Source organism: Rhodoferax sp. PAMC 29310 (genome assembly GCF_017948265.1).
In the GTDB taxonomy this organism is placed as follows: domain Bacteria; phylum Pseudomonadota; class Gammaproteobacteria; order Burkholderiales; family Burkholderiaceae_C; genus Rhodoferax.
Genome location: NZ_CP072852.1, coordinates 3,422,419 through 3,447,922, shown reverse-complemented (window position 1 = coordinate 3,447,922; position 25,504 = coordinate 3,422,419). Strand labels below are relative to the sequence as shown.

The 25,504-nt window shown below is 58.0% G+C and carries 22 protein-coding genes and 1 pseudogene; 14 read left to right on the top strand and 9 right to left on the bottom strand.

Translation table 11 applies throughout. The features are described 5' to 3' along the window. Nucleotides 1–364: 364 nt before the first annotated feature. Together J8G15_RS16065 and rfaE2 are read right to left on the bottom strand one after the other, a co-directional pair. A complete protein-coding gene (locus tag J8G15_RS16065) occupies nucleotides 365–1,672 on the bottom strand; it encodes a sodium:alanine symporter family protein (RefSeq protein WP_210543357.1) in 1,308 nt (435 codons plus the stop codon). A gap of 520 nt (nucleotides 1,673–2,192) precedes the next feature. Then, complete coding sequence (gene rfaE2 / locus J8G15_RS16060) at nucleotides 2,193–2,705, bottom strand: D-glycero-beta-D-manno-heptose 1-phosphate adenylyltransferase (protein ID WP_210543355.1); 513 nt, start codon at nucleotides 2,703–2,705, stop codon at nucleotides 2,193–2,195. Nucleotides 2,706–2,790: 85 nt separating this feature from the next. Between rfaE2 and J8G15_RS16055 the strand changes: the two genes are divergently transcribed. Next, nucleotides 2,791–4,023 carry an HD-GYP domain-containing protein gene (locus J8G15_RS16055; RefSeq protein WP_240538332.1) on the top strand — a complete coding sequence of 411 codons (1,233 nt, stop codon included), beginning with the start codon at nucleotides 2,791–2,793 and terminating at the stop codon, nucleotides 4,021–4,023. A 17-nt stretch (nucleotides 4,024–4,040) separates the two neighbouring features. On the opposite strand, the gene J8G15_RS16050 is transcribed toward J8G15_RS16055, so the two are convergent. Beyond that, nucleotides 4,041–4,655: a glutathione S-transferase C-terminal domain-containing protein gene (locus J8G15_RS16050; RefSeq protein WP_210543354.1), complete on the bottom strand. Its 615-nt coding sequence runs from the start codon at nucleotides 4,653–4,655 to the stop codon at nucleotides 4,041–4,043. Nucleotides 4,656–4,751: 96 nt separating this feature from the next. Here J8G15_RS16050 and purB point away from each other — a divergent pair, with 96 nt between their 5' ends. Both purB and J8G15_RS16040 read left to right on the top strand, forming a co-directional pair. Beyond that, nucleotides 4,752–6,131, top strand: coding sequence for an adenylosuccinate lyase (purB, locus tag J8G15_RS16045; protein WP_210543352.1), 1,380 nt, complete (start codon nucleotides 4,752–4,754; stop codon nucleotides 6,129–6,131). Between the two features lies 1 nt (nucleotide 6,132). Continuing rightward, complete coding sequence (locus tag J8G15_RS16040; protein ID WP_210543350.1) at nucleotides 6,133–6,693, top strand: YaeQ family protein; 561 nt, start codon at nucleotides 6,133–6,135, stop codon at nucleotides 6,691–6,693. 27 nt (nucleotides 6,694–6,720) lie between these two features. Here the strand turns inward: J8G15_RS16040 and J8G15_RS16035 are convergent, their stop codons facing one another. Both J8G15_RS16035 and J8G15_RS16030 read right to left on the bottom strand, forming a co-directional pair. Then, entirely contained in the window at nucleotides 6,721–7,536 is an 816-nt protein-coding gene (locus tag J8G15_RS16035) for a hypothetical protein (RefSeq protein WP_240538331.1), read from the bottom strand. Nucleotides 7,537–7,661: 125 nt separating this feature from the next. Beyond that, entirely contained in the window at nucleotides 7,662–10,589 is a 2,928-nt protein-coding gene (locus J8G15_RS16030) for a DNA topoisomerase III (RefSeq protein ID WP_210543348.1), read from the bottom strand. A gap of 115 nt (nucleotides 10,590–10,704) precedes the next feature. Between J8G15_RS16030 and J8G15_RS16025 the strand changes: the two are divergent. From J8G15_RS16025 to J8G15_RS16015, 3 genes and pseudogenes are all read left to right on the top strand, one after another. After that, nucleotides 10,705–11,160: pseudogene (locus J8G15_RS16025) on the top strand (SET domain-containing protein); the annotation flags it as partial. Between the two features lie 18 nt (nucleotides 11,161–11,178). Then, nucleotides 11,179–11,973 carry a biotin--[acetyl-CoA-carboxylase] ligase gene (locus J8G15_RS16020; protein ID WP_210543345.1) on the top strand — a complete coding sequence of 265 codons (795 nt, stop codon included), beginning with the start codon at nucleotides 11,179–11,181 and terminating at the stop codon, nucleotides 11,971–11,973. A gap of 24 nt (nucleotides 11,974–11,997) precedes the next feature. Continuing rightward, nucleotides 11,998–12,666 carry an SPOR domain-containing protein gene (locus tag J8G15_RS16015; protein WP_210543343.1) on the top strand — a complete coding sequence of 223 codons (669 nt, stop codon included), beginning with the start codon at nucleotides 11,998–12,000 and terminating at the stop codon, nucleotides 12,664–12,666. 8 nt (nucleotides 12,667–12,674) lie between these two features. On the opposite strand, the gene J8G15_RS16010 is transcribed toward J8G15_RS16015, so the two are convergent. The 3 genes from J8G15_RS16010 to J8G15_RS16000 all read right to left on the bottom strand — a co-directional run bounded on the left by J8G15_RS16010 (nucleotide 12,675) and on the right by J8G15_RS16000 (nucleotide 15,492). Beyond that, nucleotides 12,675–14,141, bottom strand: a complete 1,467-nt coding sequence (locus J8G15_RS16010; protein ID WP_210543340.1) for a sensor histidine kinase — start codon at nucleotides 14,139–14,141, stop codon at nucleotides 12,675–12,677. Nucleotides 14,142–14,180: 39 nt separating this feature from the next. Next, nucleotides 14,181–14,855: a response regulator transcription factor gene (locus tag J8G15_RS16005; RefSeq protein WP_210543339.1), complete on the bottom strand. Its 675-nt coding sequence runs from the start codon at nucleotides 14,853–14,855 to the stop codon at nucleotides 14,181–14,183. Nucleotides 14,856–14,967: 112 nt separating this feature from the next. Further along, nucleotides 14,968–15,492 carry a MarR family winged helix-turn-helix transcriptional regulator gene (locus tag J8G15_RS16000; protein WP_210543337.1) on the bottom strand — a complete coding sequence of 175 codons (525 nt, stop codon included), beginning with the start codon at nucleotides 15,490–15,492 and terminating at the stop codon, nucleotides 14,968–14,970. 155 nt (nucleotides 15,493–15,647) lie between these two features. On the opposite strand from J8G15_RS16000, the gene recA reads away from it, so the two are divergent. Continuing rightward, the gene (gene recA / locus J8G15_RS15995; RefSeq protein WP_210543335.1) at nucleotides 15,648–16,736 is read left to right on the top strand and encodes a recombinase RecA; all 1,089 of its coding nucleotides are present in this window, start codon (nucleotides 15,648–15,650) and stop codon (nucleotides 16,734–16,736) included. Between the two features lie 91 nt (nucleotides 16,737–16,827). Continuing rightward, entirely contained in the window at nucleotides 16,828–17,280 is a 453-nt protein-coding gene (recX, locus tag J8G15_RS15990; RefSeq protein WP_210543333.1) for a recombination regulator RecX, read from the top strand. Between the two features lie 67 nt (nucleotides 17,281–17,347). On the opposite strand, the gene argC is transcribed toward recX, so the two are convergent. Further along, nucleotides 17,348–18,286, bottom strand: a complete 939-nt coding sequence (argC, locus tag J8G15_RS15985; RefSeq protein WP_210543332.1) for an N-acetyl-gamma-glutamyl-phosphate reductase — start codon at nucleotides 18,284–18,286, stop codon at nucleotides 17,348–17,350. A gap of 189 nt (nucleotides 18,287–18,475) precedes the next feature. On the opposite strand from argC, the gene sucC reads away from it, so the two are divergent. The 6 genes from sucC to J8G15_RS15955 all read left to right on the top strand — a co-directional run bounded on the left by sucC (nucleotide 18,476) and on the right by J8G15_RS15955 (nucleotide 25,345). Continuing rightward, a complete protein-coding gene (gene sucC / locus J8G15_RS15980; RefSeq protein WP_210543331.1) occupies nucleotides 18,476–19,645 on the top strand; it encodes an ADP-forming succinate--CoA ligase subunit beta in 1,170 nt (389 codons plus the stop codon). 11 nt (nucleotides 19,646–19,656) lie between these two features. Continuing rightward, on the top strand, nucleotides 19,657–20,550 hold the full coding sequence (gene sucD / locus J8G15_RS15975; protein WP_210543330.1) for a succinate--CoA ligase subunit alpha: 894 nt from the start codon (nucleotides 19,657–19,659) through the stop codon (nucleotides 20,548–20,550). A 114-nt stretch (nucleotides 20,551–20,664) separates the two neighbouring features. Next, nucleotides 20,665–21,375, top strand: coding sequence for a TerC family protein (locus tag J8G15_RS15970; protein ID WP_210543329.1), 711 nt, complete (start codon nucleotides 20,665–20,667; stop codon nucleotides 21,373–21,375). Between the two features lie 57 nt (nucleotides 21,376–21,432). Next, nucleotides 21,433–22,218, top strand: coding sequence for a Stp1/IreP family PP2C-type Ser/Thr phosphatase (locus J8G15_RS15965; RefSeq protein ID WP_210547623.1), 786 nt, complete (start codon nucleotides 21,433–21,435; stop codon nucleotides 22,216–22,218). Nucleotides 22,219–22,266: 48 nt separating this feature from the next. Beyond that, nucleotides 22,267–22,875 (top strand): FHA domain-containing protein, encoded by a 609-nt coding sequence (locus J8G15_RS15960; RefSeq protein ID WP_210543328.1) that lies wholly within the window; start codon nucleotides 22,267–22,269, stop codon nucleotides 22,873–22,875. Between the two features lie 52 nt (nucleotides 22,876–22,927). Continuing rightward, nucleotides 22,928–25,345, top strand: a complete 2,418-nt coding sequence (locus J8G15_RS15955; RefSeq protein WP_210543327.1) for a GspE/PulE family protein — start codon at nucleotides 22,928–22,930, stop codon at nucleotides 25,343–25,345. The last annotated feature ends 159 nt before the right edge of the window (nucleotides 25,346–25,504 follow it).

Sequence of the window (25,504 nt, the reverse complement as noted above, 5' to 3'; positions counted from 1 at the left end):
AGGGAGGACGTGACTGTGTCAGGCGCCATCGGCATGCACGTCTTCATGATGGGGCTGCGCGCCCTGCGCCAAAGTGCCTAGAGCGACGGCGTCAGAACAACATCTCATTGCCTCAATCGCGACCCGGAAGCATCCTCAGCCAAGGCCGAGTCAACCCGACCATGCTATCCGGGCTACACATGCAGGCTCGAAACCACTATCGAATGGATAGCTGCCCACGCATATTTACCAGGGTTAATAGCCTTTTTATCGTGAAACCTTGTCTCCCCTTTTTACTCGCGCAAATTTAGCTCACAAGTATTGAAACGGAATAAAAATAGGGCCCGGACGCTGTTCGCGCTCCGACCCTATATGACATCACAACTTAGCCGTAGCGTTTGAATTCGCCCGACTCGACTTTGTCGAGAAACTTGTTGAGTTCTTTCTTCACGACCGGCATCAGGAAATACAAACCGACGATGTTGAAAATGCCCATGGCAAAAATGGCTGCGTCAGAGAAATCAATGACGGCGCTGAACCCAATCGAACAACCAATCACGATGAAAACACAAAACATAAGTTTGTAGATCAACTCATTGATATGACCTTCACCAAACAAATAAGTCCAACCCTTCAGACCGTAATAGGACCAAGAGATCATGGTTGAGATGGCGAACATCAAAACAGCCAGTGCCAACGGGTAACGGAACCAGTCAAAGGTCGATTGGAATGAAGCAGCGGTCAGATTCACGCCGGTCAATCCGTCCGGATGAGGGAAGGGGCCAGCGTTCAGGCCGCCAATGGTGATCACCAAGGCTGTCATGGTGCAAATTACCACCGTGTCAATGAAGGGTTCCAACAAAGACACCAGACCTTCAGTCACCGGCTCGTCAGTTTTCACAGCCGAATGGGTAATGGAGGCAGAGCCGACGCCTGCTTCATTGGAAAAAGTGGCCCGTTTCAAGCCCTGAATCAAGGCACCCACAAAGCCGCCAGCCACACATTCGGCAGAAAACGCACCGTTAAAAATGGCCGCAAAGGCGGGTCCGACTTGATCAAAGTTCATCGCAATGACGATGAGGGACATACCCACATACATCACGGCCATGATGGGAACCAGCTTGGACGTCACCGAAGAAATCGATGGCATGCCGCCCACGATGACAGAGAACACAAAAGCGGCCAGCACCCAACGGGTCGCCCAACCCAACCCGTCTGATAGGCCAAAGGTTTGCACAATCATGGCGTGCGCCTGATTGCCCTGGAATATATTGCCACCACCCAATGCGCCCAATATCACCATGATTGCAAAGCCAACCGCCAAGAATTTTCCCAGCAACGGAAAACCGCGCTCGGCCAATCCACGGCTCAGGTAATACATGGGTCCGCCGGAAATCGCCCCTGACGGCAACACTGTGCGGTACTTGACCCCCAAGGTGCACTCCACGAACTTGGACGCCATCCCCAGAAAGCCAACAATGATCATCCAGAACGTGGCGCCCGGCCCACCAATCGCCAAAGCAGCGCCCACACCTGCGATGTTGCCCAGTCCGACCGTGCCCGACAGCGCAGTAGCCAAGGCCTGAAAGTGCGAGATTTCACCTTCATGTTTGCTTGACGGGTCCGTGTAGCGACCACTCACGATATCGATGGCCAGTTTGAACTTGCGAAACTGCAAGAAGCCAAAATACAAGGTGAAGACAAGGGCAGCCGCCAGCAACCACCCGGCAATCAGCGGAAAGCTGGCCTCCCCGATCGGAACGGAGGTAAAGATAAAGCCCGCGAACCAGCCGAGATAGTCGTTAAAAACTGGTCAACAGCCGCGTCAATACCTTGTGCGTGGGCCGATGCCGAAGCCAGCAAAAGGCCCAGCGAAGGCACGATCGTTCTCGCACTGAAATGGGATAAGCTCATTGAATGTCTCCTTGTATTTTTTAGATTGATGTGAGATGCGGTGGCGCTTGAACTGTCGCAACCCGGGTGAGCGATGCTTCCCGATTTTTGTTCGCCCTCTCAAATATTTCCCACCTGACCTACTTCCTGGGTGGGCCCCTTCCCGGTGCCATAGACGCGTTGCCGTCAGGCGGGGAGGGTCAGTCTAACGCGGGACATCTCCAATGAAAGCCGCATGACTGCAAGGCTTCTCCCATCTGTCTGACTAATGAAGCTCGTTGCATCACGATACGCTGGCTCACGAAAACACGCTCATCCACCTAACCCTGGCGAATTTTATGTACCAATGCCGTCGTTGAATAACCATCCACAAATGGCAAGGCCAAGGCACGCCCTCCATAGGACTCCACCACCCGGGTTTCAGCGAGCTTGCTCATATCGTAGTCACCGCCTTTAACCAAAATATCGGGCTTGAGCGCCTCGATCAACTCCAATGGCGTGTCTTCATCAAACCAAGTCACCAAGCTGGTTGAGGCCAAGGCGGCCATGACATATGCGCGATCTGCGTCATTGTTCAAGGGACGGTCAGGCCCTTTGCCCAAACGACGCGCCGAATCGTCGGTGTTCAGGGCAACCACCAAACTGCCCCCCAAGGCTCGGGCTTGCGCCAGATACATCACGTGCCCCCGATGCAGGACATCGAACACGCCATTGGTGAACACTATTGGGCGGGGCAACTGAGAGGCGCGAGCCATCAGACTCTGACGACTGCAGATTTTGTCGGACAGGGCGTTGACGTCCGTAAACGCAGAAATGGGGGGTAAGTCAGTCATGGCGAGGATGCTATCAGGTGGGCGCTATCATTTATCCTCGGGTGTTGCGACGCTCGCCTCTCTCTGCGCATAATTTCGAATCCCCATGAAACTCACCCCCATCAGCGTTGACGCACTGTCCATAGGCCAACCTCTGCCCTACTCACTGTGGGACAGGGAAGGTGTGTTGCTGGCTCAAAAGGGGTTTGTTCTAGTCAGTCGCGATGAACTGGCAAGCGCGACAGGCCAGCCGCGAACCATTTACATCGACACCGCCGAGTCCGAGGTACATCGGCGGGCCTATATGAACAAATTGCACGACTTGGTGCGGGACGACATTCCGCTGGGGCAAATTGCCGACAGCCAGTTCTCCAGTTTTGAGATGGCCGCCGCCCGGGATGTGACCGATAACAACGAGGCCGACTGGCTGGATTTGCAGTCGCAAGCCCATGCCATGCTGCGCGACAAGAATCCGGCCACCTTTCTGCCTCGCCTGGAGAAGTTGCAGGCACAGCTCAGCTACCAGACCCGAGTCAACCCGGACGGCGCACTACTGGCACTGATTCACCTCTCCAGCAGTGAAGTCAAGATGTACAGCGCCACCCACGCGCTGCTAGTGGCCGTCATGTGCAGCGTTGCCGCCCGTGAGGTCCTGAAATGGCCGGCCTCCATTGAGCCGACGCTATGCAAGGCGGCCTTGACCATGAACCTGGGCATGACCGAGTTGCAGGACAGACTGGCGCAGCAGAAAGAGCAACTCGGCGTCGAGCAAAAGCGCCAAGTCGGTCAGCATGCCATTCGCTCGGTTGTGCTGCTGGAACAGTTTGGCGTGACGGACCAGGTGTGGCTGGAAGCCGTGTTGGATCATCACAGCAAGGTCACCGGCCCCTTGGCCTCCCGCACCCAAGGACAGCGTATTGCCCGCCTGATTCAACGCGCCGATGTGTTCGCTGCCTGCCTGGCCCCCCGCGCCGGAAGGGTACCTGCCACCTCAACGGCGGCCATGAAGGCTTGCTATTTCGATGAATCGCGTCAGATAGACGAGGCAGGCGCAGCACTTATCAAAACTGTTGGCATCTACTCGCCGGGCTCATTTGTCCGACTCAACAACAATGAATTGGCCGTCGTGATCAAGCGCGGTGCCAACACCACCACCCCTCGGGTCGCAGTATTGATCAACAAAGAGGGGATGCCTACCGGGGAAATGATGGTGCGTGACACCCAGCAACCCGACTACCGCATTGTGGCCAGTGTGGCCCATCGGGAGGTCAAGGTAGGGCTCAACTTGGAGCGATTGCTGGTGCTGAGCAAACCTGACGCCTCAGATCGTCCCTGGTAAGGGCGCAAAGCCCTCGTTCAGACAGGTTGGGTATCAATGAAGCTGGTGCGCAGCATCAGCTTGTCATGCAATTTAAGCAAATTGGGGTGGTCTGCGCGCCAATTGATCTCGGGAAAGCGGAAATCCAGATAGCCCAAGGCACAACCCACAGAGATATCGGCCAATGTGAGGTGAATGCCAGCACAAAAAGGCTTGTCCCCCAAGCCCTGGCTCATGGACTTCAGTGCGGCGTGCACCTTGCTCATTTGGCGGTCGATCCAGGCCTGGCTGCGATGCGCCTCGTCCCGTCCACCCCATGTGGCCTCGAGCCGCGCCAGAATGGAGGCGTCCAGCACGCCATCCGCCAATGCTTCCCAAGTCTTGATTTCTGCCCGGTCCCGCCCCTGGGCTGGAATTAGCTTACCCACCGGTGACAAGGTGTCCAGGTATTCGACAATCACGCGTGAGTCAAACAGGGCTTCAGCCCCTTCCATGATCAGGCAAGGCACCTTGCCCAATGGGTTGGCATCACCGATGGTGGTCTGTGCCGCCCAGACGTCCTCGCGCACAAAGTCGCAGTCAAGCTTTTTTTCAGCCAGGACAACGCGTACTTTTCGCACATAGGGACTGGAGGTGGAGCCGATTAGTTTCATGGGTCTTCTGAGTATGCAAGGTTAGTGATTCTAGCCACTGGGGTTTACCAGCAGGTGAAGATGGTCATCTCCCGGCGCTCAACCTACAATCCGGCCATGACTTCCTCCGCTATTTCCGCCCTTTCTCCGCTGGACGGCCGCTATGCCGCCAAGCTTGCCAAACTCCGCCCCGCCATGAGCGAATTGGGCTATATGCAGCGCCGTGTGCAGGTGGAGGTGGCGTGGTTCATTTCACTGAGCGACTGCGGCTTTGCTGAATTCAAGCCCCTGTCACCAGGTGCGCGCACTTACCTCATGGGTTTGGTCAAACACTTCTCTGAAGCCGATGGCGAGGCCATCAAGTTGATCGAAAAGAAGACCAATCACGACGTCAAGGCGGTCGAATACTGGATCAAATCGAAGTTTGAAGCACGCCCCGAGCTGGAAGCTGCAGGCGAATTCGTGCACTTTGCATGTACCAGCGAAGACATCAACAACACCAGCCACGCTTTGCAGTTGAAGAGCGGACGCGACCTGGTGCTATTGCCCGCATTGGACGCCATCATTCTGAAAATGCGCGAAATGGCGCTGGCGTTTGCCGACATTCCCATGCTCAGCCGTACCCATGGTCAAACAGCCAGCCCGACCACAGTCGGCAAGGAAGTGGCCAATGTTGTGGTTCGACTGGTGAACGCCCGTGAGAAGATTGCCAACATCCCGCTGATGGCCAAAATGAATGGTGCCGTTGGCAACTACAACGCCCACCTGTCAGCCTGGCCAGATTTCGACTGGGAAGCGTTCAGCAAAAAAGTCATTGAAACCCCTGAGCCACTGGGTCTGGGCTTGACCTTCCAGCCCTACAGCATCCAGATCGAACCCCACGACTACATGGCCGAGTTGTTTGACGCGATCGCGCGCACCAACACCATCCTGATCGATTGGTCGCGTGACGTTTGGGGTTATGTGTCCCTGGGTTACTTCAAGCAGAGGCTCAAAGAAGGCGAAGTCGGCTCGTCGACCATGCCGCACAAAGTCAACCCGATTGATTTTGAAAACGCCGAAGGCAACCTGGGCATGGCGAATGCCGTGCTCCGCCACTTAAGCGAAAAGTTGCCCATCAGCCGCTGGCAGCGTGACCTGACTGACAGCACGGTGCTGCGCAATATGGGTGTGGCACTGGGGTACGCCGTACTGGCTTACCAGTCGCTGCATGTGGGTCTGGGCAAGCTCGAACTCAACGCCACGGCCATCGCGGCCGATTTGGATTCATCTTGGGAAGTACTGGCCGAGCCGATTCAAACCGTGATGCGCCGCTTTGGCTTGCCGCAGCCCTACGAACAGTTGAAGGAATTCACCCGCGGTGCGCCCATGACGCGCGAGTTGATGCAAGGCTTCATCGCCAAACTCGACTTGCCCGAAGAAGAAAAAGTCCGCCTGATGGCGATGACACCAGGCAGTTACACCGGCAAAGCGGCCGAATTGGCGCGTCGCATCTAGGATGGCGATCAAAGCCACCATCTTCAAGGCCAGTCTGCAAATTGCAGACATTGACCACGCCTATTACGCCGACCATGCGCTCACGCTGGCCCGCCACCCGAGTGAAACCGACGAACGCATGATGGTTCGCCTGTGCGCTTTGGCCTTGCAGGCCTACAAGCTGCAATCAGTGTGCAACGGGGACGGGACATTGGCGTTTGGTGCTGGCCTGTCGGATCCGGATGAACCCGATGTCTGGCTGCGCGACTTCACCGGCCAGACCCGGCTCTGGATGGAAGTCGGTCAACCCGAAGACAAACCGCTGCTCAAAGCCTGCGGCAAGGCCGACGAGGTGGTCCTGTACTGCTTTAACCATGCAGCCGAAGTCTGGTGGCGCACCATGGAAAACAAGCTGTCGCGCCCAAAGAACCTGAGTGTGTTTCGCGTGCCCACGCTGGCCTCACAAGCCCTGATTCCTCTGGCGCAACGCAGCATGCAGCTGCAGGCGACGATTCAGGAGGGCGCTTTGATGCTGAGCGACGGCAACACCACGGTGGACATCGAGCCCATCCGCTGGAAGTAACGACCTGATCGGGGGAGCAGCCCCCGATTAAGGGCGAAAAGGCGGCCTCAATGCCGCCTTGGCCAGGGCCAACAGGCCCCACATCAGGCCCAGCGGAATCACCATCGTTTGCAGGGTAAAGATCACGATGAGTTTGATCATGTGATCAACCGCTTGCTCTGCCGCCTGCTTCAGGCGCTCAAAACTCAGTTTCACGTCGCCGTTGGTCGACACCCAGCCCTTCATCCGCTCGATCCAACCGGGCTCGTTGACCGCCTTGACCTCTGGCGGATTCAGCTCGGCCACCTGGCCCGTGGCGGTTTGAATCACCTGCTGACTGGCCTCGTAGTCACTGGCCAGAAACTTTTGCCAAAGCATGTCGCTGCCCAGCGTGGCCACGGGAATCGCAAAACGCAGCATCAGCCCCGCCACCAGCAGGCAGGTCAACCACGGCGGAACCCGGGTTAGGCGCATGCGCCACAAGGTCCAGCCCAAGGCGGCGCCACTCACCCACAGCGAAATCACCCAGTAGCCGCCAATGGCGATCAGCACTTTTTGCACGCCAAAGGCCACACTGGCCATCAGCATCAGGTTGGAGAACTGTTCGACCAAGTCATTGATGGGGTCCAGCAACTGGCCCGGCGCCAGTGTGACGCCCACGCCCAGTGGCTGCAAAGAGACCTCCGTACCTTGCGCCACCGATATCACGCCATTGAGTGCTCGGGCAGCCGCAAAGCTGATCAGGGCGCGCTTCAAGCCCGCCTCCACCTGGGCGGTGGCCGGCGCATCGAGTGGCGCCAACCAGGCGCCCAACACCACCGCCGCCATGGCAATCAGTGAGACCGCGTTGCGAAGCGTCACCATGATGGGAACCTTGTCGGCCCTCAGGCTGAGCGGCCTGCGCGCCAGTCACAAACGCTACTCAAACCATAGCTACTTGCGCAGGTAAATAGAGGGCTGGAGGTCATTTTCTTATACAAAACTCAACCTCAGCTCAGGTGCTTGCCGACAATGCCCGTCAACTCAAACATGGTGATTTGCGGCTTGCCAAAAACCGGCAACAACTTGTCATCCGCGTTGATGGCGCGCTTGTTGGCGGCGTCTTGCAGGTTGTTGGCCTTAATGTAATCCCACAACTTTTTGATGACCTGAGGCCGCGCCACGGCTTCGCTGCCAATCACGGCGGCCAATTCGGCACTGGGCTGCTTGCCACTGGCGGCAGTGGTTTTGCGTGGCGCTTTGGGCTTGGCGACCTTGGCGGCAGCGGTCTTCTTGGCAGGCGCTTTGGTGGTTTTGGCCGCTGTTTTCCTGGCGGCAGCGGGTTTACCGGCTGCGGTCTTGCGCGGCGGGAACTTGCTGGGTGCGAACTCAAAATTCACCTTGCCGGCTTCGGCGTCCCACGCCAGCATGGCTTTGAAGCCCCGGCGGGTGCGCATGGAGACAAACTTCTCCAGCATGTCGGTCTTGCCGGTGGCCAGCAACTTGCTCATTTGCTCGCGCTCAACGGGTTGCTGCAGGATGATCTGGCCGCTCTTGAAGTCACAACTCGGGGTCGGCTGCGCCAAAGTGGGCACGGCTTTTTCACAGACGTAGTTCTTGCCATGCTCGAACACGGCGCTGCCGCATTTAGGGCAGGCGCCCAAGGTCTCTTTTCCGGTGAAATCAATCAACTCGCCCGACTCTTCGGCCTTCTTGTCATCGCCAAAGTCAAACTCCAGCTTGTAAATCTTGGTCTCTTCGTCCAGCTTGATAATCATCTCGGCCGTGAAAGGCCATCCCGCCTTGGAGCGGAAGCCGTCCAAGGGGCCAATCTTGCCATCGCGCAGGAACTGCTCCACTTCGGCCACCTCAAAGGTGCGCCCGGCGGGTGACTTGCCAAAGGAGAAGCCACAGCCGTCTTCCTGGCCAGTCTTGCCCATGCAGGTGTAGCGACGGTAGTTTTCACGAATGACGCCGCCGCAAGTGGGACACGGGGCTGCCAGGGTGGCGTAGTCACCGGGAATGGTCTCGCGGTCGTATTCCTTGGCCTTCTTGACCATGCGCTCGGTCATGGCGGCGATTTCGGCCATGAAGGTGTCGCGGCTCAGCAGGCCCAGCTCCATTTGCGACAGCTTGTATTCCCACTCGCCTGTGAGCTCGGCTTTGGAGAGCTCTTCCACGCCCAGGCCGCGCAACAGCGTCATCAGCTGAAAGGCCTTGGCTGTTGGAATCAACTCGCGACCCTCGCGCAGCATGTATTTCTCAGCAATCAAACCCTCGATGATGCTGGAGCGGGTCGCTGGTGTGCCCAGCCCCTTCTCTTTCATGGCATCGCGCAGCTCCTCGTCCGTCACGGTCTTGCCCGCGCTCTCCATGGCGCCTAGCAAGGTCGCCTCCGAGTAACGCGCGGGAGGGCGGGTTTTAAGGCCTTTGGGGTCCACTGCCACGGTGTTGACCAACTCGCCGGGCTTCACGGGCACCAGGTTGGCAGGATTCTTTTCGTCGCCTTCCTTGACCTCGTCCTGAGCTTCTTTGCCGTAAATGGCCAACCAGCCAGGGCGCACCAGCACTTTGCCTTCGGTTTTGAAGTGATGCTGCTGTACCTTGGAGATGCGAGTGGTGATCTGGTATTCGGCGCTGGGAAAGAACACGGCCATGAAACGGCGCACCACCAGGTCGTACACCTTTTGTTCCGCCTCGGACAAGCCGCTAGGCGCCTGCAGCGTGGGGATGATGGCAAAGTGATCGCTCACCTTGCTGTTGTCAAAGATGCGCTTGTTCGGCTTGACGTAGTTGCCGTTTAAGGCGGTCAAGGCGTGGGGGGCCAGGTGCTTCATGCCGCTGTCGGCCAGCATCTTGAACGTGTCTTTAACCACCGGCACATAGTCTTCGGGCAAGGCGCGCGAGTCGGTTCGTGGGTAGGTCAAAGCCTTGTGGCGCTCATACAGGCTTTGGGCAATCGACAGCGTGGTCTTGGCCGAGAAGCCAAACTTGCCGTTGGCTTCGCGCTGCAAGCTGGTCAAGTCGAACAGCTGGGGCGAGGTCTGGGTGGTGGGCTTGCTCTCTTCGGTGACGCTGGCTTTTTGGCCACGCACGGCGTTGGCAATGGCTTGGGCCTCATGCTGTTGCCACAGGCGATCTGCCCTCAACTCGGCGTCTGGCTCCGCGGTGTTACCGGCAGCGGCATTGGCAGCGGCTTTTTTCCAGGCGGGGTCAAACCACTTGGCGTTGTATTCACCGGCTTCGGCGCCAAAGGTGGCGTGCACTTCAAAGTAGTCGCGGCTGACGAACTTGCGGATTTTCTCTTCGCGCTCCACCACCACGGACAGCGTCGGGGTCTGTACCCGGCCCACCGTGGTGAGAAAGAAACCACCATCGCGGGAGTTGAACGCCGTCATGGCGCGCGTGCCATTGATGCCGACCAACCAGTCGGCCTCACTGCGGCAGCGGGCGGCGTCGGCCAGCGGCAGCATTTGCGCGTCGCTGCGCAGGGCGTCAAAGCCGTCACGAATGGCTTGCGGCGTCATGGACTGCAGCCACAGCCGCTGAACCGGCAGCTTGACCTTGCTGTACTGCTGGATCAGGCGAAAGATCAACTCCCCTTCGCGGCCCGCGTCACAGGCGTTGATGAAAGCATCCACGTCTTTGCGCTTGGCTTGCTTGACGATGGCGTTAAGCCGCGTCTTGGTCTTGTCCATCGGCTTCAGGTCGAAGTGCGGCGGAATCACCGGCAGGTTGGCAAAGCTCCACTTGCCCCGTTTGACGTCAAACTCCTCAGGCGCCTGGATCTCCACCAGGTGGCCGACCGCACTCGTCACCACGTATTTGTCATTCTCGAAATGCTCGTCAAATTTCTCGAACTTGCCCGCCACGGGCGTGAGTGCCCGCACGATGTCTTGTGCCACGGACGGCTTCTCGGCAATTACCAATGTTTTCATCTGACTACAATCCCTTTTCTCGCGGGCGCACACACGCTCGCACACACAGGTGAGCGCACACACGCACGCTCATACGAGTTCACGATACCAAATTTTTGCCGGGTCCCCCAAAACCATGACGACTCCCGCCCGCCGCATTCAAACTCGCCGTTCCGGCGTTCATGGCAAAGGCATGTTTGCGCTGGTTAACATTGCCGAGGGGGAGACCCTGATTGAATATGTGGGGGAAGTCATCAGCTGGCCAGAGGCGCAAAGCCGCCACCCGCACGACCCGACCAACCCTAACCACACGTTTTACTTCCACGTCGACGAGGAGCGCGTCATAGACGCCTTGTATGGCGGCAACTCCTCGCGCTGGATCAACCACGCCTGCGACCCAAACTGTGAAGCCGAAGAAGAGGATGGCCGCGTCTTCATCAAAGCCCTGCGCAACATCCCGGCCGGTGAAGAGCTGAACTACGATTACGGCCTGATGATTGACGAGCGCTACACCGCCAAGCTCAAAGCGCAGTACCCCTGCTGGTGCGGCGCCCCTGACTGCCGCGGCACCCTATTGGCCCCCAAGCGCGGCCGCCGCTGAAAGCCCGCCATGACGCACCCCATTCAATGGCCGGCAGAAGCAATTTGGGAGTCTGTGGCCCCCCAACTGCCTGGTTTTACCGTGGAGGTGTTGCCCCAGATTGATTCCACCAATACCGAGTTGATGCGCCGTGCCCGCACTGGCCAGCTGGAGCCGATCTTGCTGGTGGCCGAGCAGCAAACGGCGGGTCGTGGCCGACTGGGACGCGACTGGCACAGCGACGAAGGCGCGGCGAGCGCCCAATCCCTCACCTTTTCGCTTGGCCTGCCCTTGGCGCCCCAAGACTGGTCGGGACTCTCCCTGGCGGTGGGTTTGAGCGTGGTGGAAAGCCTGCATGCTGATTTGCGGCTCAAATGGCCCAACGATGTGTGGCTGCGCGACCGCAAGCTGGCAGGCATATTGATCGAAACGGCGAGCCTGGGTGATCAGCGTTATGCCGTGATTGGCATTGGGATCAATCTGCTACCGCGGGACGCCAGCGGGCTATCAACCCCTCCTGCGTGGCTGGGCGAGGTGCTGCCAGGGCTGACCGCCCCACAGGCGCTGCTACGGCTAATTCCTACGTTGGTGCGCACGATTCAGCAGTTTGAACACCACGGCTTCTCGCCGTTTCAAACCCGATTCAACGCGCGCGACGCATTGGATGGCTTGGCCGTGACCTTGAGCGATGGCATGACTGGCATGGCACACGGGGTGGACAGCCAGGGCGCACTGCAGGTAGACACCCCCCAAGGCTTGCAGAAAGTCACCAGTTCTGAGGTCAGCGTGCGGCCCCTGAGCCCACCGCCCTACGAGCACTTTTAAGCGGGAACGGAACCCCATTTACCCATGCTGCGATTCATTGTTCTGATACTGATCTTGCTCAACGGCGCCTACTTCGCGTGGTCCGAAGGACTGTTGCTCGAATTGGGCTACGGCCCCATGCAGCAGACGGAGCCGCACCGCATGACGCAGCAAATCAAACCCGACCTGATTCGACTGATTTCACCCCAAGAGGCCCGTCAAGCCGAGCTGGCTGCGCGCCCCGCCCCCAAACCCACTGAGTGCCTGCAAACCGGTTTGTTGAATGCAACCGTCAGCGCCCAGTTGCGCGACTCGCTGCAGACCAGCTCCTGGCCAACCGGGTCGTGGGTCCTGGAGCCGGTGATCACGCCTGAACGCTGGATCATTTACATGGGGAAATTTCCCAGCGCAGAATTTCAGGCCCGCAAACGCGCTGAGCTGCTGGCTCTCAATGTGAAGGTGTTTCCGCTGTCCTTGACCTTGCCGTCCCTGCAGCCGGGCCTGTCCCTGGGCACTTTCGACACTCAGGAAGCCGCCAAAGACAGCCTCAAGGATCTGACCGGACGCGGCGTGAAGTCGGCCAAATTGGTGCAAGAACGCACCGAGGAGCGGGGTGAGATTCTTCGCCTGCCCACTGTTGACGACGTGCTGCGGGCCAGACTTGGTGAAATTCGCCCCCTGCTGGGCGGAGAGTCCCTGCGCACCTGTCGCTAATCCTTGATCTAGACAGGCAGGGTGGCGCCCACCGTGGTTCCAGGCTCGGCGACAAAGCGAACGGTGAATCGCGCGCCTGGGCTCACATGGCCTGGCCGGGTGTCCTCCAGGCTGACCGTGGCGTTGTGCTGGTTGGCGATCTCCATCACGATGGGCAAACCCAGGCCCGAACCATCCGCCTCGGTCCCTAGCGCCCGGTAAAAGGGCTGAAACACCAACTCTTGCTCCGCCAAGGGCACGCCGGGGCCGGAGTCTTCGACCTGCAACACCAAGGTGTGACCAAAGGGATCGACCAGCACGCGTGCTGTGATCACGCCGGGCTGCCCCTGAGTGGATGGCGTGTAGTTGATGGCGTTGTCCACCAGATTGCGGATCAGCTCCTTGATCAGAGTGGGGTTGCCTGCCAACTGTCCGCCCTTGTCGCCAGGCTGTGTGCCTTCATAACCCAGGTCAATGTGCTTCTCAATCGCCCGGGGCACGCAGTCACGCACCACCGCCATGGTGAGTTCGGCCAGGTCGCAATGACTGCGCGGCATGGCCACACCACTGCTTTCCGCGCGTGCCAATGCCAGCAATTGATTGACCGTGTGGGTGGCCCGAATGCTGGCGCGCCCGATTTGGCGCAGGGACTGTTTGAGCTCCTCGGCATTGGCGCCTTCCCGCTGCGCAAGATCCGCCTGCATGCGCAACCCTGCCAACGGCGTCTTCAGTTGATGCGCCGCATCGGCCAGAAATCGTTTTTGCGTGGCAATGGAGTCCTGAAGGCGCAGCAACAAGTCATTAACGGACTCAACCAACGGTGCTACCTCCAGTGGCACCGCTTCCGCATCGATCGGGCTCAGGTCGTCGGGCTTGCGGGCACGAATACGTTCCTCCAGTTGATTCAGCGGCTTGATCGCCTGCACCAGCGCCAACCAGACCAGCAACACCGCCATCGGGAGAATGACAAATTGCGGCAGCATCACGCCTTTGACAATCTCTGTGGCCAAAATTGATCGCTTCTCCAGCGTTTCGGCCACTTGAATCAACACCGGGCGGGACCCCTCCAATTCCAGTTGAATCCAGGTGTAGGCCACCTTGACGCTGGTGCCATTGATCTCATCCTCCCGAATCCGAATCTCGTCAAGAAGCAGCTTTTCGTCCTCGGAGGGCAGGGGCAAGTCACGCTCGCCGCTCAAAAACTCGCCCTTTCCGCCCCGGACCTGGTAATAAACAATGTCGGAGTCGCCGGCGCGCAATATCTCCCGTGCCGGCAGCGGCAGATTGAACTGAACCTTGTTTTGACTGACGGTGACCAGCTGGGACAGTGCGGCCACGTTGTACTCCAACGCCCGGTCAAAGGGCTTGCCCGCAATGCTTTGCGCAATCAGCCAGGTCAACACCAAGCTGACCGGCCACAGCAGCAGCAAGGGGGTCAGCATCCAGTCCAGGATTTCTCCGAACAAGGACCGCTGTTCGCGGTGGAAAATATTCATGGCCTCACCGCACGACCGGTGACGCTTGGGTGCGCCGCATCAGCCAGGTATTTTTTCTAGGCAATAGCCCAGCCCGCGCACGGTGGCGATGCGAATCCGCCCTTTTTCAATCTTCTTGCGCAGGCGGTGGATGTAGACCTCAATCGCGTTGTTGCTGACCTCTTCGCCCCATTCACACAAGCGCTCGACCAACTGGTCTTTGCTCACCAGGCGGCCGGTGCGCTGTAGCAACACCTCCAGCAAACCCAGTTCCCGCGCCGACAACTCCACCATGACACCGTCAATGGTTGCCACCCGGCCGCCCTGGTCGTACACCAGTGGGCCATGCTTGATGGTGCTACTGGCCGACCCCATGCCGCGGCGGCTCAGGGCCCGCACCCGGGCTTCGAGCTCACTCAGGCTAAAGGGCTTGGCCATGTAGTCGTCCGCCCCGTAATCCAGGCCCTTGACCCGCTCTTCGACACTGTCGGCCGCCGTCAAGATCAGCACCGGCAGTGCGGAGCCCCGGGCGCGCAGCTTTTTCAACACCTCAAGACCGTGCATTTTGGGCAACCCCAAATCCAGAATCAGCAGGTCAAATTCGGTGTTGGTCATCAGTGCCGCGTCGGCTTCCGTACCACTGGCCACGTGGTCGACGGCGGCCCCAGAACCCCGCAGCGTTCTCAGCAGGCCATCGGCCAGCACCTGGTCATCCTCAGCAATCAGAATTCGCATGACTGTCTCCTTGATGTAGGTAAAGGCGAGGCGCCTACCGTCTTTGTTTGGGCCATTCTAGGCCTGTCAACCGCTCCTGTTTCTGGACCTTCTGGTCAGAAATTGAGGTAAGTCAAGCCGCGTAGGCTTCCAGCCCGATTGAGATCACGGTGGCCACATCCGGGCCGACGGCAACCCGCAGTTCCTCCTCGGCCTGAGCCACGGCTTGCCCATAGGCTTGCAGCCACGCGTGCCCTGCTTGCGTGAACGCAATGCGCACCGCGCGGGCGTCCCGCACATCGGCTTCGCGGCTGACCAAACCCCAGGCCTCGCACTGGTCGACCAACTTGCCCATGGCCTGTTTGCTCATACCGGCCCGCTGCGCCAAGTCGGTCAACCGGGATCCCTCCAGCGCCAAATGGCGAGTGATGTGAACATGCGAGGCGCTCAATTGGCCGCGGGCGGCCAGGTTGGACAGCGCCAAGGGCACCTGGACATTGCGCGCCATCAGGGACAGCACCCGGGCATCAAAGCGCTGCAAGGCCAGGCTCATCCAATGACCCAGATGCGCTTGACGCCAGCCATCCCCGTGTGGCGAAACGGACGGTGGCGCCGACTCATCAAGGTAGTCGGGCGGTAACAGAGGTGAAGAAGGCATACTTTAAATAGTAATCCAAATTGACTAAATAATCTATTTACAGCATTCAACCAATGCGAATAAACTACTGTTCAAGCATCCAGCCTGTTGTTAACAACAGAGGATGAACCCCAATTTATTAAACCGTTTATTCACTTACTCTCAAGGAGATTTCCATGGACGCAGCCGTTAAAGCCCCCACCCCCGTCAACAGCGAAAAAGCCAAGGCCCTGCAAGTGGCGCTGGCCCAGATCGAGAAGCAGTTTGGCAAGGGCACCATCATGCGGCTCGGAGAGGGCGAGGTCATTGAAGACATCCAGGTGGTGTCCACCGGTTCACTGGGACTGGACATCGCCCTGGGCGTCGGTGGCTTGCCACGCGGCCGGGTGGTTGAAATTTATGGCCCTGAGTCCTCGGGCAAAACCACCTTGACCCTGCAGGTGATTGCAGAAATGCAAAAAATTGGCGGCCAATGCGCCTTCGTCGACGCAGAGCACGCGCTGGACATTCAATACGCGCAAAAATTAGGCGTGAACCTGCAAGACCTGCTGATCAGCCAGCCTGACACCGGCGAGCAGGCGCTGGAGATTGTGGACAGTCTGGTGCGCTCCGGCGCAGTGGATTTGATCGTGGTCGACTCTGTCGCCGCCCTCACACCCAAGGCGGAGCTGGAGGGCGAGATGGGCGACTCTTTGCCCGGCCTGCAAGCGCGTTTGATGAGCCAGGCGCTGCGCAAGCTCACCGCCCACATCAAGAAAACCAATTGCATGGTGATTTTCATCAACCAGATCCGGATGAAGATTGGCGTGATGTTTGGCTCGCCAGAAACCACCACCGGCGGCAATGCGCTGAAGTTCTACGCCTCGGTTCGTCTGGACATTCGCCGCACCGGCACCATCAAGAAGGGCGACGAAGCCATTGGCAATGAGACCAAGGTCAAAGTCGTCAAGAACAAGGTAGCGTCCCCGTTCAAAACAGCCGAATTCGACATTCTGTTTGGCGAGGGCATCAGCCGCCACGGCGAGATCATCGACATGGGCGTCAACGCCAATATCCTCGAAAAGTCAGGCGCCTGGTACGCCTACAACGGCGAAAAAATCGGCCAGGGCCGCGACAACGCCAGAGAGTTTCTGCGTGAAAACCCCGGTCTGTCGCGTGAGATTGAAAACAAGGTCCGGGCGTCGCTAGGCATCCCTCTGGTGCCAGGAGAGGATGTACCAGAGACCAAGACCAAGGCCGCAAGCAAAAAGGAAGCAAAGCCCTGATTTAGCTTACGCAAGCAGCTATCAAGTCAGTAGCAAATATATGCTGCCGGCTTGACTTCTCTGCCGTATTGATCTCAAGCCACTCGCACCCATGTCGTTCGCCCAACCTTCACTCAAAGGCCGCGCCTTGCGGCTGCTCAGCACCCGGGAACACTCCCGGATGGAGTTGGAGCGCAAGCTCGCCCGCTTTGAGGAAGAAGAAGGCACTTTGACCAAAGCGCTGGACGAGTTGCAAGCCAAGGACTTCATCAGTGAGGCACGGGTGATTGAATCCGTCTTGCACCGGCGCTCAGCAAAGTTGGGCACTGCACGCATCAAGCAGGAGCTGCAAAGCAAGGGGCTGGACGCCGGCGCCGTGGCAGATGCACTGGCTGGCCTGCAGCGCACAGAGCGCGAACGGGCCCAAGAAGTCTGGCGCCGAAAATTTGGGGAACCCCCAACCGACGCCAAGGAGGCCGCGCGCCAAATGCGTTTTTTGGCCACGCGGGGTTTCAACACCGAGGTGATTCGCCGGGTGGTGGGCGGCAAGGTAGATGATTTTTAGGCATCAAATCGGCCTCTAGCGCTCTAAAAATATGCTTAATACGCTACTCAAATCATAGCAATTCGTTTTATTTCAACCCGAGCATGAGCTGCATGTTTTGCACGGCAGCGCCACTGGCTCCTTTGCCCAGATTGTCCAAACGGGCGACCAAGAGCGCGTGGCGGAAGCCATCATGTGGGTCGGTGTTGGCAAACACACGCAACTCCAGTTTGTTGGTGTCTGCCAAGGCCACGGCGTCCAGCTTGTTGTCCGCAGTAGCGGCTTCCACTGTGACCCACTCGCTGCCAGCGTAATGCTTGGCCAGCGCGTCATGCAAATCTTTGGCGCTGGGCTTACCGGGCAAAGCCTCCAGATCCAGCGGCAGTGCAACCAGCATGCCCTGGCGGAAGTTTCCCACCGAGGGAACAAACACCGGACGGCGCGTCAAGCCGGTGTATTTCATGATTTCAGGCAGGTGCTTGTGCTTCAAGCCCAAGCCATACAATTCAAACGCGGGCGCCTCGCCCTTCTCGTAAGCCTCAATCATGGGCCGGCCACCCCCCGAATAACCACTGACGGACGGCAGGCAAACAGAGAAGTCTGCGGGGATTAGCCCCGTCTCGACCAAGGGGCGCAACAGGGCAATGGCGCCAGTGGCGTAGCAACCCGGGTTGGCCACCCGGCGCGACTCTGCGACCCGCTTGGCATGGCCGGGCGCCAACTCAGGGAAACCAAAAACCCAATCGGGGTGGGTACGGTGCGCCGTGGACGCGTCAATGATCTTGGGGCCCGCCTGGCCGGAGGTGGCGGCAATACGATCGACCATCGCCACGGATTCAATGGCGGCATCGTCATGCAGACAGAGAATGACCATGTCCACCTGCGCCATCAGCGCTTCTTTGGCGGCGGCATCCTTGCGCAGCGCGGGGTCAATGCTGACCAACTCGATCTCCGACATGGTCTGCAGACGCTCCCGAATCTGCAAGCCGGTGGTGCCTGCTTCGCCGTCAATGAATACTTTATGCATGGGGGGCCTTTCTCGTCAGTTTCAGTACAGGGGGGCATCCTTACAATAGCGCATTGTGCGAACCGCGCCCGACCATTTTGTTTTGGTGCGTTGCAACATGATACAGTTTCACGCTGAAAAAGTACCGGTGGCTGCGCTCTACCAAGCGGCATCACCGGATCACCATCCTCCATTCCTGAGAGAGCCCTCATGAAGATTCACGAATACCAAGGCAAGGAAATCTTGCGCCAAGCTGGTGTACCGGTGCCTCGCGGCATCCCGGCATTCACCGTTCAAGAGGCTGTCGAAGCCGCTCAAAAACTGGGCGGCCCAGTGTGGGTGGTCAAGGCACAAATTCACGCGGGCGGCCGCGGCAAGGGTGGCGGCGTCAAGCTGGCCCGCTCGATTGAAGAAGTGTCAAAAATTGCTGGCGAGATCTTGGGCATGCAGCTCATCACTCACCAGACCGGCCCAGAAGGTCAAAAGGTTCGCCGCCTGTTGATCGAAGACGGCGCCGACATCAAAAAAGAATACTACGTGTCCGCCGTGACCGATCGCGCTACTCAGCGCGTGGCGTTCATCGTCTCGTCTGAAGGCGGCATGGACATCGAGGAAGTGGCCCACTCCACTCCCGAGAAAATCATCACTGAATTCGTCGACCCAGCCCTCGGTCTGACCGACGCACAAGCCAAAATGCTCGCTGAAGCCATTGGCGTGCCCGAAGGCTCGGTTGCTCAGTGCATGGACGTGCTGCAAAAGCTGTACAAGGTTTACATGGACACCGACGCGTCGTTGGTGGAAATCAATCCCCTGATTCTCGAAGGCAACGGCGGCATCAAAGCCATTGACGCCAAGTTCAACTTTGACGCCAACGCGCTGTTCCGCCACCCAGAGATCGTGGCCTACCGCGATCTGGACGAAGAAGACCCTGCTGAAGTCGAAGCCAGCAAGTTTGACCTGGCCTACATCAGCCTGGACGGCGACATTGGCTGTCTGGTGAACGGTGCTGGCCTGGCCATGGCGACCATGGACACCATCAAGCTGTTTGGCGCTGAGCCAGCCAACTTCCTGGACGTCGGCGGCGGCGCCACCCCAGAGAAGGTCACCGAAGCGTTCAAGATCATGCTGAAAAACCCCAAGGTCAAGGCCATTTTGGTCAACATCTTTGGCGGCATCATGAAGTGCGACACCATTGCCACTGGCGTGATCACGGCCTGCAAGGCCACCAACCTCAATGTGCCGCTGGTCGTGCGCATGAAAGGCACCAACGAAGTGTTGGGCAAGAAAATGCTGGCCGAGTCCGGTCTGCCCATCATCAGCGCTGACACCATGGCCGATGCCGCCGAAAAAGTGGTGGCTGCCGTAAAAGCTGCTGCGTAAGGAAAAGAACCATGTCGATCCTCATCAATAAAGACACCAAGGTCATCACCCAAGGCATCACCGGCAAGACCGGTCAATTCCACACTGAAAAGTGCCAGGAATACGCCAACGGCAAGGAATGCTTCGTCGCGGGTGTGAACCCCAAGAAGGCGGGCGAGTCCATTTTTGGCATCCCCATTTTTGCCTCCGTGTCAGAAGCGGCCAAAGACACCGGCGCGACTGTGTCCGTGATCTACGTGCCACCGGCTGGCGCAGCTGCCGCGATCTGGGAGGCCGTTGAGGCCGATCTGGATCTGGCCATCTGCATCACCGAAGGCATCCCTGTCCGCGACATGCTGGAACTGCGCAACAAAATGCGCGCCAAAGAAGCGGCTGGCGGCAAGAAAACCCTGTTGCTCGGGCCTAACTGCCCTGGCTTGATCACGCCTGACGAGATCAAGATTGGCATCATGCCTGGCCACATTCACCGCAAAGGTCGCATTGGCGTGGTCAGCCGCTCCGGTACGCTGACCTATGAGGCAGTGGCGCAATTGACTGAAATCGGTCTGGGCCAGTCCACTGCGGTCGGTATTGGTGGCGACCCCATCAATGGCCTGAAGCACATTGACATCATGCAAGCCTTCAACGAAGACCCGGACACCGATGCCGTCATCATGATTGGCGAAATCGGCGGACCGGACGAAGCGGAAGCCGCTCGTTGGTGCAAACTCAACATGAAAAAGCCTATTGTGGGCTTCATCGCTGGCGTGACAGCCCCTGCGGGCAAGCGCATGGGTCACGCCGGTGCCTTGATTTCCGGCGGTGCGGATACAGCCGATGCCAAGTTGGCAGTCATGGAAGAGTGTGGTTTCACAATCACACGTAATCCTTCCGAGATGGCGAAGCTGCTCAAAGCCTTGCTGTAAAGGCAAGCCAGCGACCCATCGACGGGTCGCTGCCTACAATACAAAGCCGGACTTCCCGCGGGAAGTCCGGCTTTCTTGTTTGTCTTCAGCCCTCACTCCATAGAGAAAGTTCCCGTGGAAGAATTCCTAACCGCCCAATTTTGGGTCGCCGTTGGCCAGATCATCATGATCGACATCTTGCTGGGTGGCGACAACGCCGTGGTGATTGCGCTGGCCTGTCGCCAACTCCCCCCCAAATTGCGCACCAAAGGGATTCTTTGGGGAACGGCTGGCGCCATCGTGCTGCGGGTCATTCTGATTGCCTTCGCGCTGACCTTGCTCCAGCTGCCATTTTTGAAACTGGTCGGTGCGGCGCTGTTGCTATGGATTGGTGTCAAATTATTGGTGCCTGAGGATGATGAGCACTCCAGCATTCAGGGCAGCGACAAATTATGGGCAGCGGTCAAGACCGTCATCATTGCAGACTTGGTCATGAGTGTCGACAACGTCATTGCCATTGCGGGGGTGGCCACTGGAGCCGGCGCTCAACACCAAATGCCACTGGTTATTTTTGGTTTGCTGGTCAGTATTCCGATCATCGTCTGGGGCAGTCAGCTGGTATTGAAGCTGATGGATCGATTCCCTCTGATCATCACCGCTGGCGGCATGCTGCTGGGATGGATCGCAGGCACCATGGCGCACACCGATCCGGCAGTCACAGATTGGTTGCCACAAACCTCAGCATGGAACTATGGACTGGGAGTCGCCGGTGCTCTGGGCGTATTTTTGGTGGGATCCCTGCTGAAAAATCAGGCTCGCCAAAATGGCACTACCAGCCCCGACTGATTTTGGGCGCTATTATGAGCTTGTTAGCCCCTGATCCTTATACAAGCCCGTGACATGATGCAATACCATTTTTGCGCGCAAACCGACGCCGGACGAGTTCGTCAGAAGAACGAAGATGCTGTCGCCTTCGACGTAAAAACGTCTGTGGGAGTTTTGGCCGATGGTATGGGTGGTTACAACGCCGGCGAAGTGGCAAGCGGCATGGCCACCGCGTTCATCAAAACAGAGCTGACAAAGTGGCTGTCTGAAGCGGGCGCTTTGGCACAACCCGCCCAGTTAAAGCGGGCCATGGAAATTTGCGTTCACAACACCAACCTAGCGATCTACAAATCGGCTATCGCCAACCCACCCTACTCGGGCATGGGAACGACGCTGGTCCTCTGCGTATTTCTGGGCGAGCGTTTACTGCTCGGACATGTCGGCGACTCGCGTTGCTACCGACTGCGAGACGGCGTTTGCGAGAGAATCACCAAAGACCACTCTTTTTTGCAAGAGCAGATTGATGCCGGTTTGATGACCCCGCTGCAGGCAGCATCTTCACCCAATAAAAACCTGGTCACCCGAGCGTTGGGCGTTGAGGATACTGTTCTGCTTGACTTGGCTCAGCATGAGGTTCATTCGAATGACCTGTACCTGCTGTGCTCCGATGGGCTCTCGGACATGATCTTTGAGGAAGAAATTCGTGAAATCCTGCAAAATGAGGAACCGCTTGAAGGCAAAGCCTCCAGCCTTGTTGCGCTGGCCAATGTCAAGGGTGGCCGAGACAATATTTCGGTACTGCTGGTACAAGTCAGCGGCGGATCAGACAAGCGCGGTTTAATATCCCGACTATTAGGGAAATAGCCCGCAGTGCAAAATACCAATAACAAATTTCAGGAATAGGAGTCGGTCATGCCGAAAATGATCGTGTCAATTGACGGTGTCGTCATCAAGGAAGTCCAGTTAACCAAAGACCGGACGACTTTGGGTCGCCGTCCCTACAACGACATCGTGATTGACAACCTCGCCATCAGCGGCGAGCACGCGGTTCTTGAAATGCAAGGCGACAAGGTCTACCTGGAAGACCTCGACAGCACCAATGGCACCTATGTCAACGGCAAGGCTGCCAGAAAGCAGTTGCTTCAGCACGGCGATGTCATTGACGTCGGCAAATACAAGATCAAATTCGACGACCGCAGCACCGACTCCCCCGTCACGGCCAGCCCAGCTCAGAAGGGTCAGGCGGATGTTGGCGACGCGCAAACCGCGTCTATCAAGGTCCTGTCGGGGGCCGCTTCCGGGCGAGAAGTCCGCCTGAGCAAGGTGGTGACCACGGTTGGCAAGCCAGGCGTGGCAGTTGCCGCTATCACGCGTCGACACGGTGGTTTTTTTGTCCATCACGTCGAAGGCAGCGGAAATCCAACCCTCAATGGGGACGCGTTTGGCACCGATCCCACCTCACTGAGCAACGGTGACGTGATTGAGTTGGCCGGCACCAAGATGCAATTCGTTCAGGCCTGACCTGTCTGCAACTTCCAATGTATGAGGTTTGGCCAGGCACAGGGATGAATTCATGAGCGCGACAATGCCCCCGGAGGGCGGGACCACCAATGCGGAACAGGCGTTCTATGCCACTCAAAAACTGCCGACCAGCAAGCGCGGCGTTACCTTTGAAACACTGTTTTACCGGCAACTGCAAAGCGTCACCGCACGAATTCATGAGACAGAAAACCTAGAGCAAATCATGCTCGAGGTCAGCAACGACATTTGCAAGTTGTTCAACGCGGATCGATTGACGCTTTATGCGGTCAACGATGATCGTTCGGCGATCATTTCGAAGGTCAAGACCGGGCTCAACAGCAGTCGCGATCTCCGACTCCCCATCACGCCCCAAAGCATTGCTGGCTATGCCGCCTTCAGTCAGCGCCTCGTCAACCTTCCCGACGTCTACGATGACGAAGCACTGAAACGGATTCATCCCGCGCTAACCTTCCTGAAAGAAGTCGACAACCGGTCGGGCTATCGAACCCGTCAAATGCTGGTGGCCCCCATATTGGCTGGCACCACCCTGCATGGGGTTTTGCAGATCATCAACAACAAGAGCGATCAACCGTTTGGTGAACTTGAAGTTGATGGTGTCTCACAGCTCTGCAAAACCTTGGCGATTGCGATTCGGCAACGCGTTCAAAAGGCCGAGGAGACATCCTGGCAGCGCGCCACAAAGTATGACGGACTGGTCGCCGACGGTGTGATGACCGCGGATGAATTGAAGGAGTGCCTGAAAGAGGCGCGCACCTCTGGGCAATCAGTGGATCAAGTGCTGCTGAAGAATTACAACGTGCGGCCCGATCAAATAGGCCCCTCGCTGGCGAAGTTTTTCAATGTGCCGTACGAACCCTTTAATCCGGGGCGAATTCGTGCCGAAATGCTGCACGGCGCGCTGAAACGCGACTTCAGCATTGAACAAGGCTGGCTCCCCCTTGAAGAGTCGCCCGAAGGCTTGGTCATCATGTGCCGCGACCCCGAGGCCGTGCGAAATGCGCGCGTTGTGCCTCAAGTCTTTCCTCGCGTCAGCCGATTTGCCTACCGGGTCACCACGCAAGGCGAGTTTGACGCCACGCTGGCCCAAATTTTTGGTGTGGAGGTCGAGGGCGGCACCATCAACGAACTGTTGGCCGACATGGACACCCCCATCGAGGACTTCGCTCAGGAAGACTCGCTGGTCTCAGCAGCCGCCGACAACGAATTGGTCAAGTTCGTCAACAAAGTCATCATTGACGCCTACAAGCAAGGCGTCTCAGACATTCACATAGAGCCCATGCCGGGCAAACTCAAAACGGGCATCCGCTTTCGCATTGATGGCACGTTGCAACCGTATATTGAGGTTCCCGCGCATTTTCGCCAGGCCATGGCCACGCGGCTCAAGATCATGTGTGATCTCGACATCTCTGAGCGTCGCCGCCCTCAGGACGGCAAGATCAAATTCAAAAGGTGGGGCCCGCTGGACATTGAGTTACGCGTAGCCACCATTCCCTCGGCCGGTGGCGTTGAAGATGTGGTGATGCGTATCTTGGCCGCGGGAGAGCCCATTCCGCTGGAAAAGTTGGGCCTCACGCCGCACAACAAAGAGCGGGTTATTCGCACTATTGAGAAACCTTATGGTTTGTTCTATGTGTGCGGCCCCACCGGCTCAGGCAAAACAACCACGCTTCACTCCATTCTGAAGCATCTCAATACGCCTGACACCAAAATCTGGACCGCGGAAGACCCGGTGGAGATCACCCAAAAAGGTCTTCGCCAGGTCCAGATCAACAAAAAGGCGGGCATCGATTTTCCGCTAGTGATGCGCGCCTTTTTGCGGGCCGACCCCGACATCATCATGGTGGGCGAGTCCCGGGACAAAGAAACCGTGTCCATGGGCGTGGAAGCGTCTTTGACCGGCCACTTGGTCTTCTCGACCCTGCACACCAACTCCGCGCCGGAGTCCATTACCCGGCTGCTGGACATGGGCATGGACCCCTTCAACTTTGCAGATGCGTTGCTCGGAATTCTGGCGCAACGCCTGGCCAAGAAGCTCTGTGACTGCAAAGAGTCCTACGTGCCGGATGGCTCAGAACTGAAGAAATTCATGGTCGAGTACGCCGACGAATTGCGCCACTCCAAAGCGTGGATGGCCGACTATGAAGGCGAAACCCAAAAGCTGCTGGACAGCTGGGTGGAGTTGTATGGCAAAGACGGGCAGCTCAAGTTCTACCGCCATGTGGGCTGCGACAAATGCGGCAACACCGGCTACAAAGGCCGCGTGGGCCTGCACGAACTGCTAATTGCCGACGACGACATCAAAAAATTGATTCAGGAACGCGCCCGCGTGGCCACGATCTTTGCCGCCGCCGTCGAAGGCGGCATGCGCACCCTCAAGATGGATGGCATGGAAAAAGTCATGCTGGGTCTGACCGACCTCAAGATGGTTCGGCAGGTCTGCATCAAGTAAATGACACTTTTGTCATGACATTTTTGTCACTGACACCCCAAGTACCTCGGCGATAGCGACGTTTGTGTCGGCGATAACGGCCATCCAGTGACGTAATTCACAAAATTACCTTGATTTGCACCAAATTGAAAGTTGGCACGCAAGCTGCTCATAGAACTA

Coding starts and splice junctions, on each gene's coding strand:
- purB (WP_210543352.1), top strand. CDS start 4,752: ATGACTTCCTCCGCTATTTCCGCCCTTTCTCCGCTGGACGGCCGCTAT.
- rfaE2 (WP_210543355.1), bottom strand. CDS start 2,705: ATGACTGACTTACCCCCCATTTCTGCGTTTACGGACGTCAACGCCCTG.
- argC (WP_210543332.1), bottom strand. CDS start 18,286: ATGCATAAAGTATTCATTGACGGCGAAGCAGGCACCACCGGCTTGCAG.
- recX (WP_210543333.1), top strand. CDS start 16,828: ATGTCGTTCGCCCAACCTTCACTCAAAGGCCGCGCCTTGCGGCTGCTC.
- J8G15_RS15965 (WP_210547623.1), top strand. CDS start 21,433: ATGCAATACCATTTTTGCGCGCAAACCGACGCCGGACGAGTTCGTCAG.
- J8G15_RS16000 (WP_210543337.1), bottom strand. CDS start 15,492: ATGCCTTCTTCACCTCTGTTACCGCCCGACTACCTTGATGAGTCGGCG.
- J8G15_RS16015 (WP_210543343.1), top strand. CDS start 11,998: ATGCTGCGATTCATTGTTCTGATACTGATCTTGCTCAACGGCGCCTAC.
- sucD (WP_210543330.1), top strand. CDS start 19,657: ATGTCGATCCTCATCAATAAAGACACCAAGGTCATCACCCAAGGCATC.
- J8G15_RS16035 (WP_240538331.1), bottom strand. CDS start 7,536: ATGGTGACGCTTCGCAACGCGGTCTCACTGATTGCCATGGCGGCGGTG.
- sucC (WP_210543331.1), top strand. CDS start 18,476: ATGAAGATTCACGAATACCAAGGCAAGGAAATCTTGCGCCAAGCTGGT.
- J8G15_RS16030 (WP_210543348.1), bottom strand. CDS start 10,589: ATGAAAACATTGGTAATTGCCGAGAAGCCGTCCGTGGCACAAGACATC.
- J8G15_RS16020 (WP_210543345.1), top strand. CDS start 11,179: ATGACGCACCCCATTCAATGGCCGGCAGAAGCAATTTGGGAGTCTGTG.
- J8G15_RS15960 (WP_210543328.1), top strand. CDS start 22,267: ATGCCGAAAATGATCGTGTCAATTGACGGTGTCGTCATCAAGGAAGTC.
- J8G15_RS16005 (WP_210543339.1), bottom strand. CDS start 14,855: ATGCGAATTCTGATTGCTGAGGATGACCAGGTGCTGGCCGATGGCCTG.
- recA (WP_210543335.1), top strand. CDS start 15,648: ATGGACGCAGCCGTTAAAGCCCCCACCCCCGTCAACAGCGAAAAAGCC.
- J8G15_RS16050 (WP_210543354.1), bottom strand. CDS start 4,655: ATGAAACTAATCGGCTCCACCTCCAGTCCCTATGTGCGAAAAGTACGC.
- J8G15_RS15955 (WP_210543327.1), top strand. CDS start 22,928: ATGAGCGCGACAATGCCCCCGGAGGGCGGGACCACCAATGCGGAACAG.
- J8G15_RS16010 (WP_210543340.1), bottom strand. CDS start 14,141: ATGAATATTTTCCACCGCGAACAGCGGTCCTTGTTCGGAGAAATCCTG.
- J8G15_RS16055 (WP_240538332.1), top strand. CDS start 2,791: ATGAAACTCACCCCCATCAGCGTTGACGCACTGTCCATAGGCCAACCT.
- J8G15_RS16040 (WP_210543350.1), top strand. CDS start 6,133: ATGGCGATCAAAGCCACCATCTTCAAGGCCAGTCTGCAAATTGCAGAC.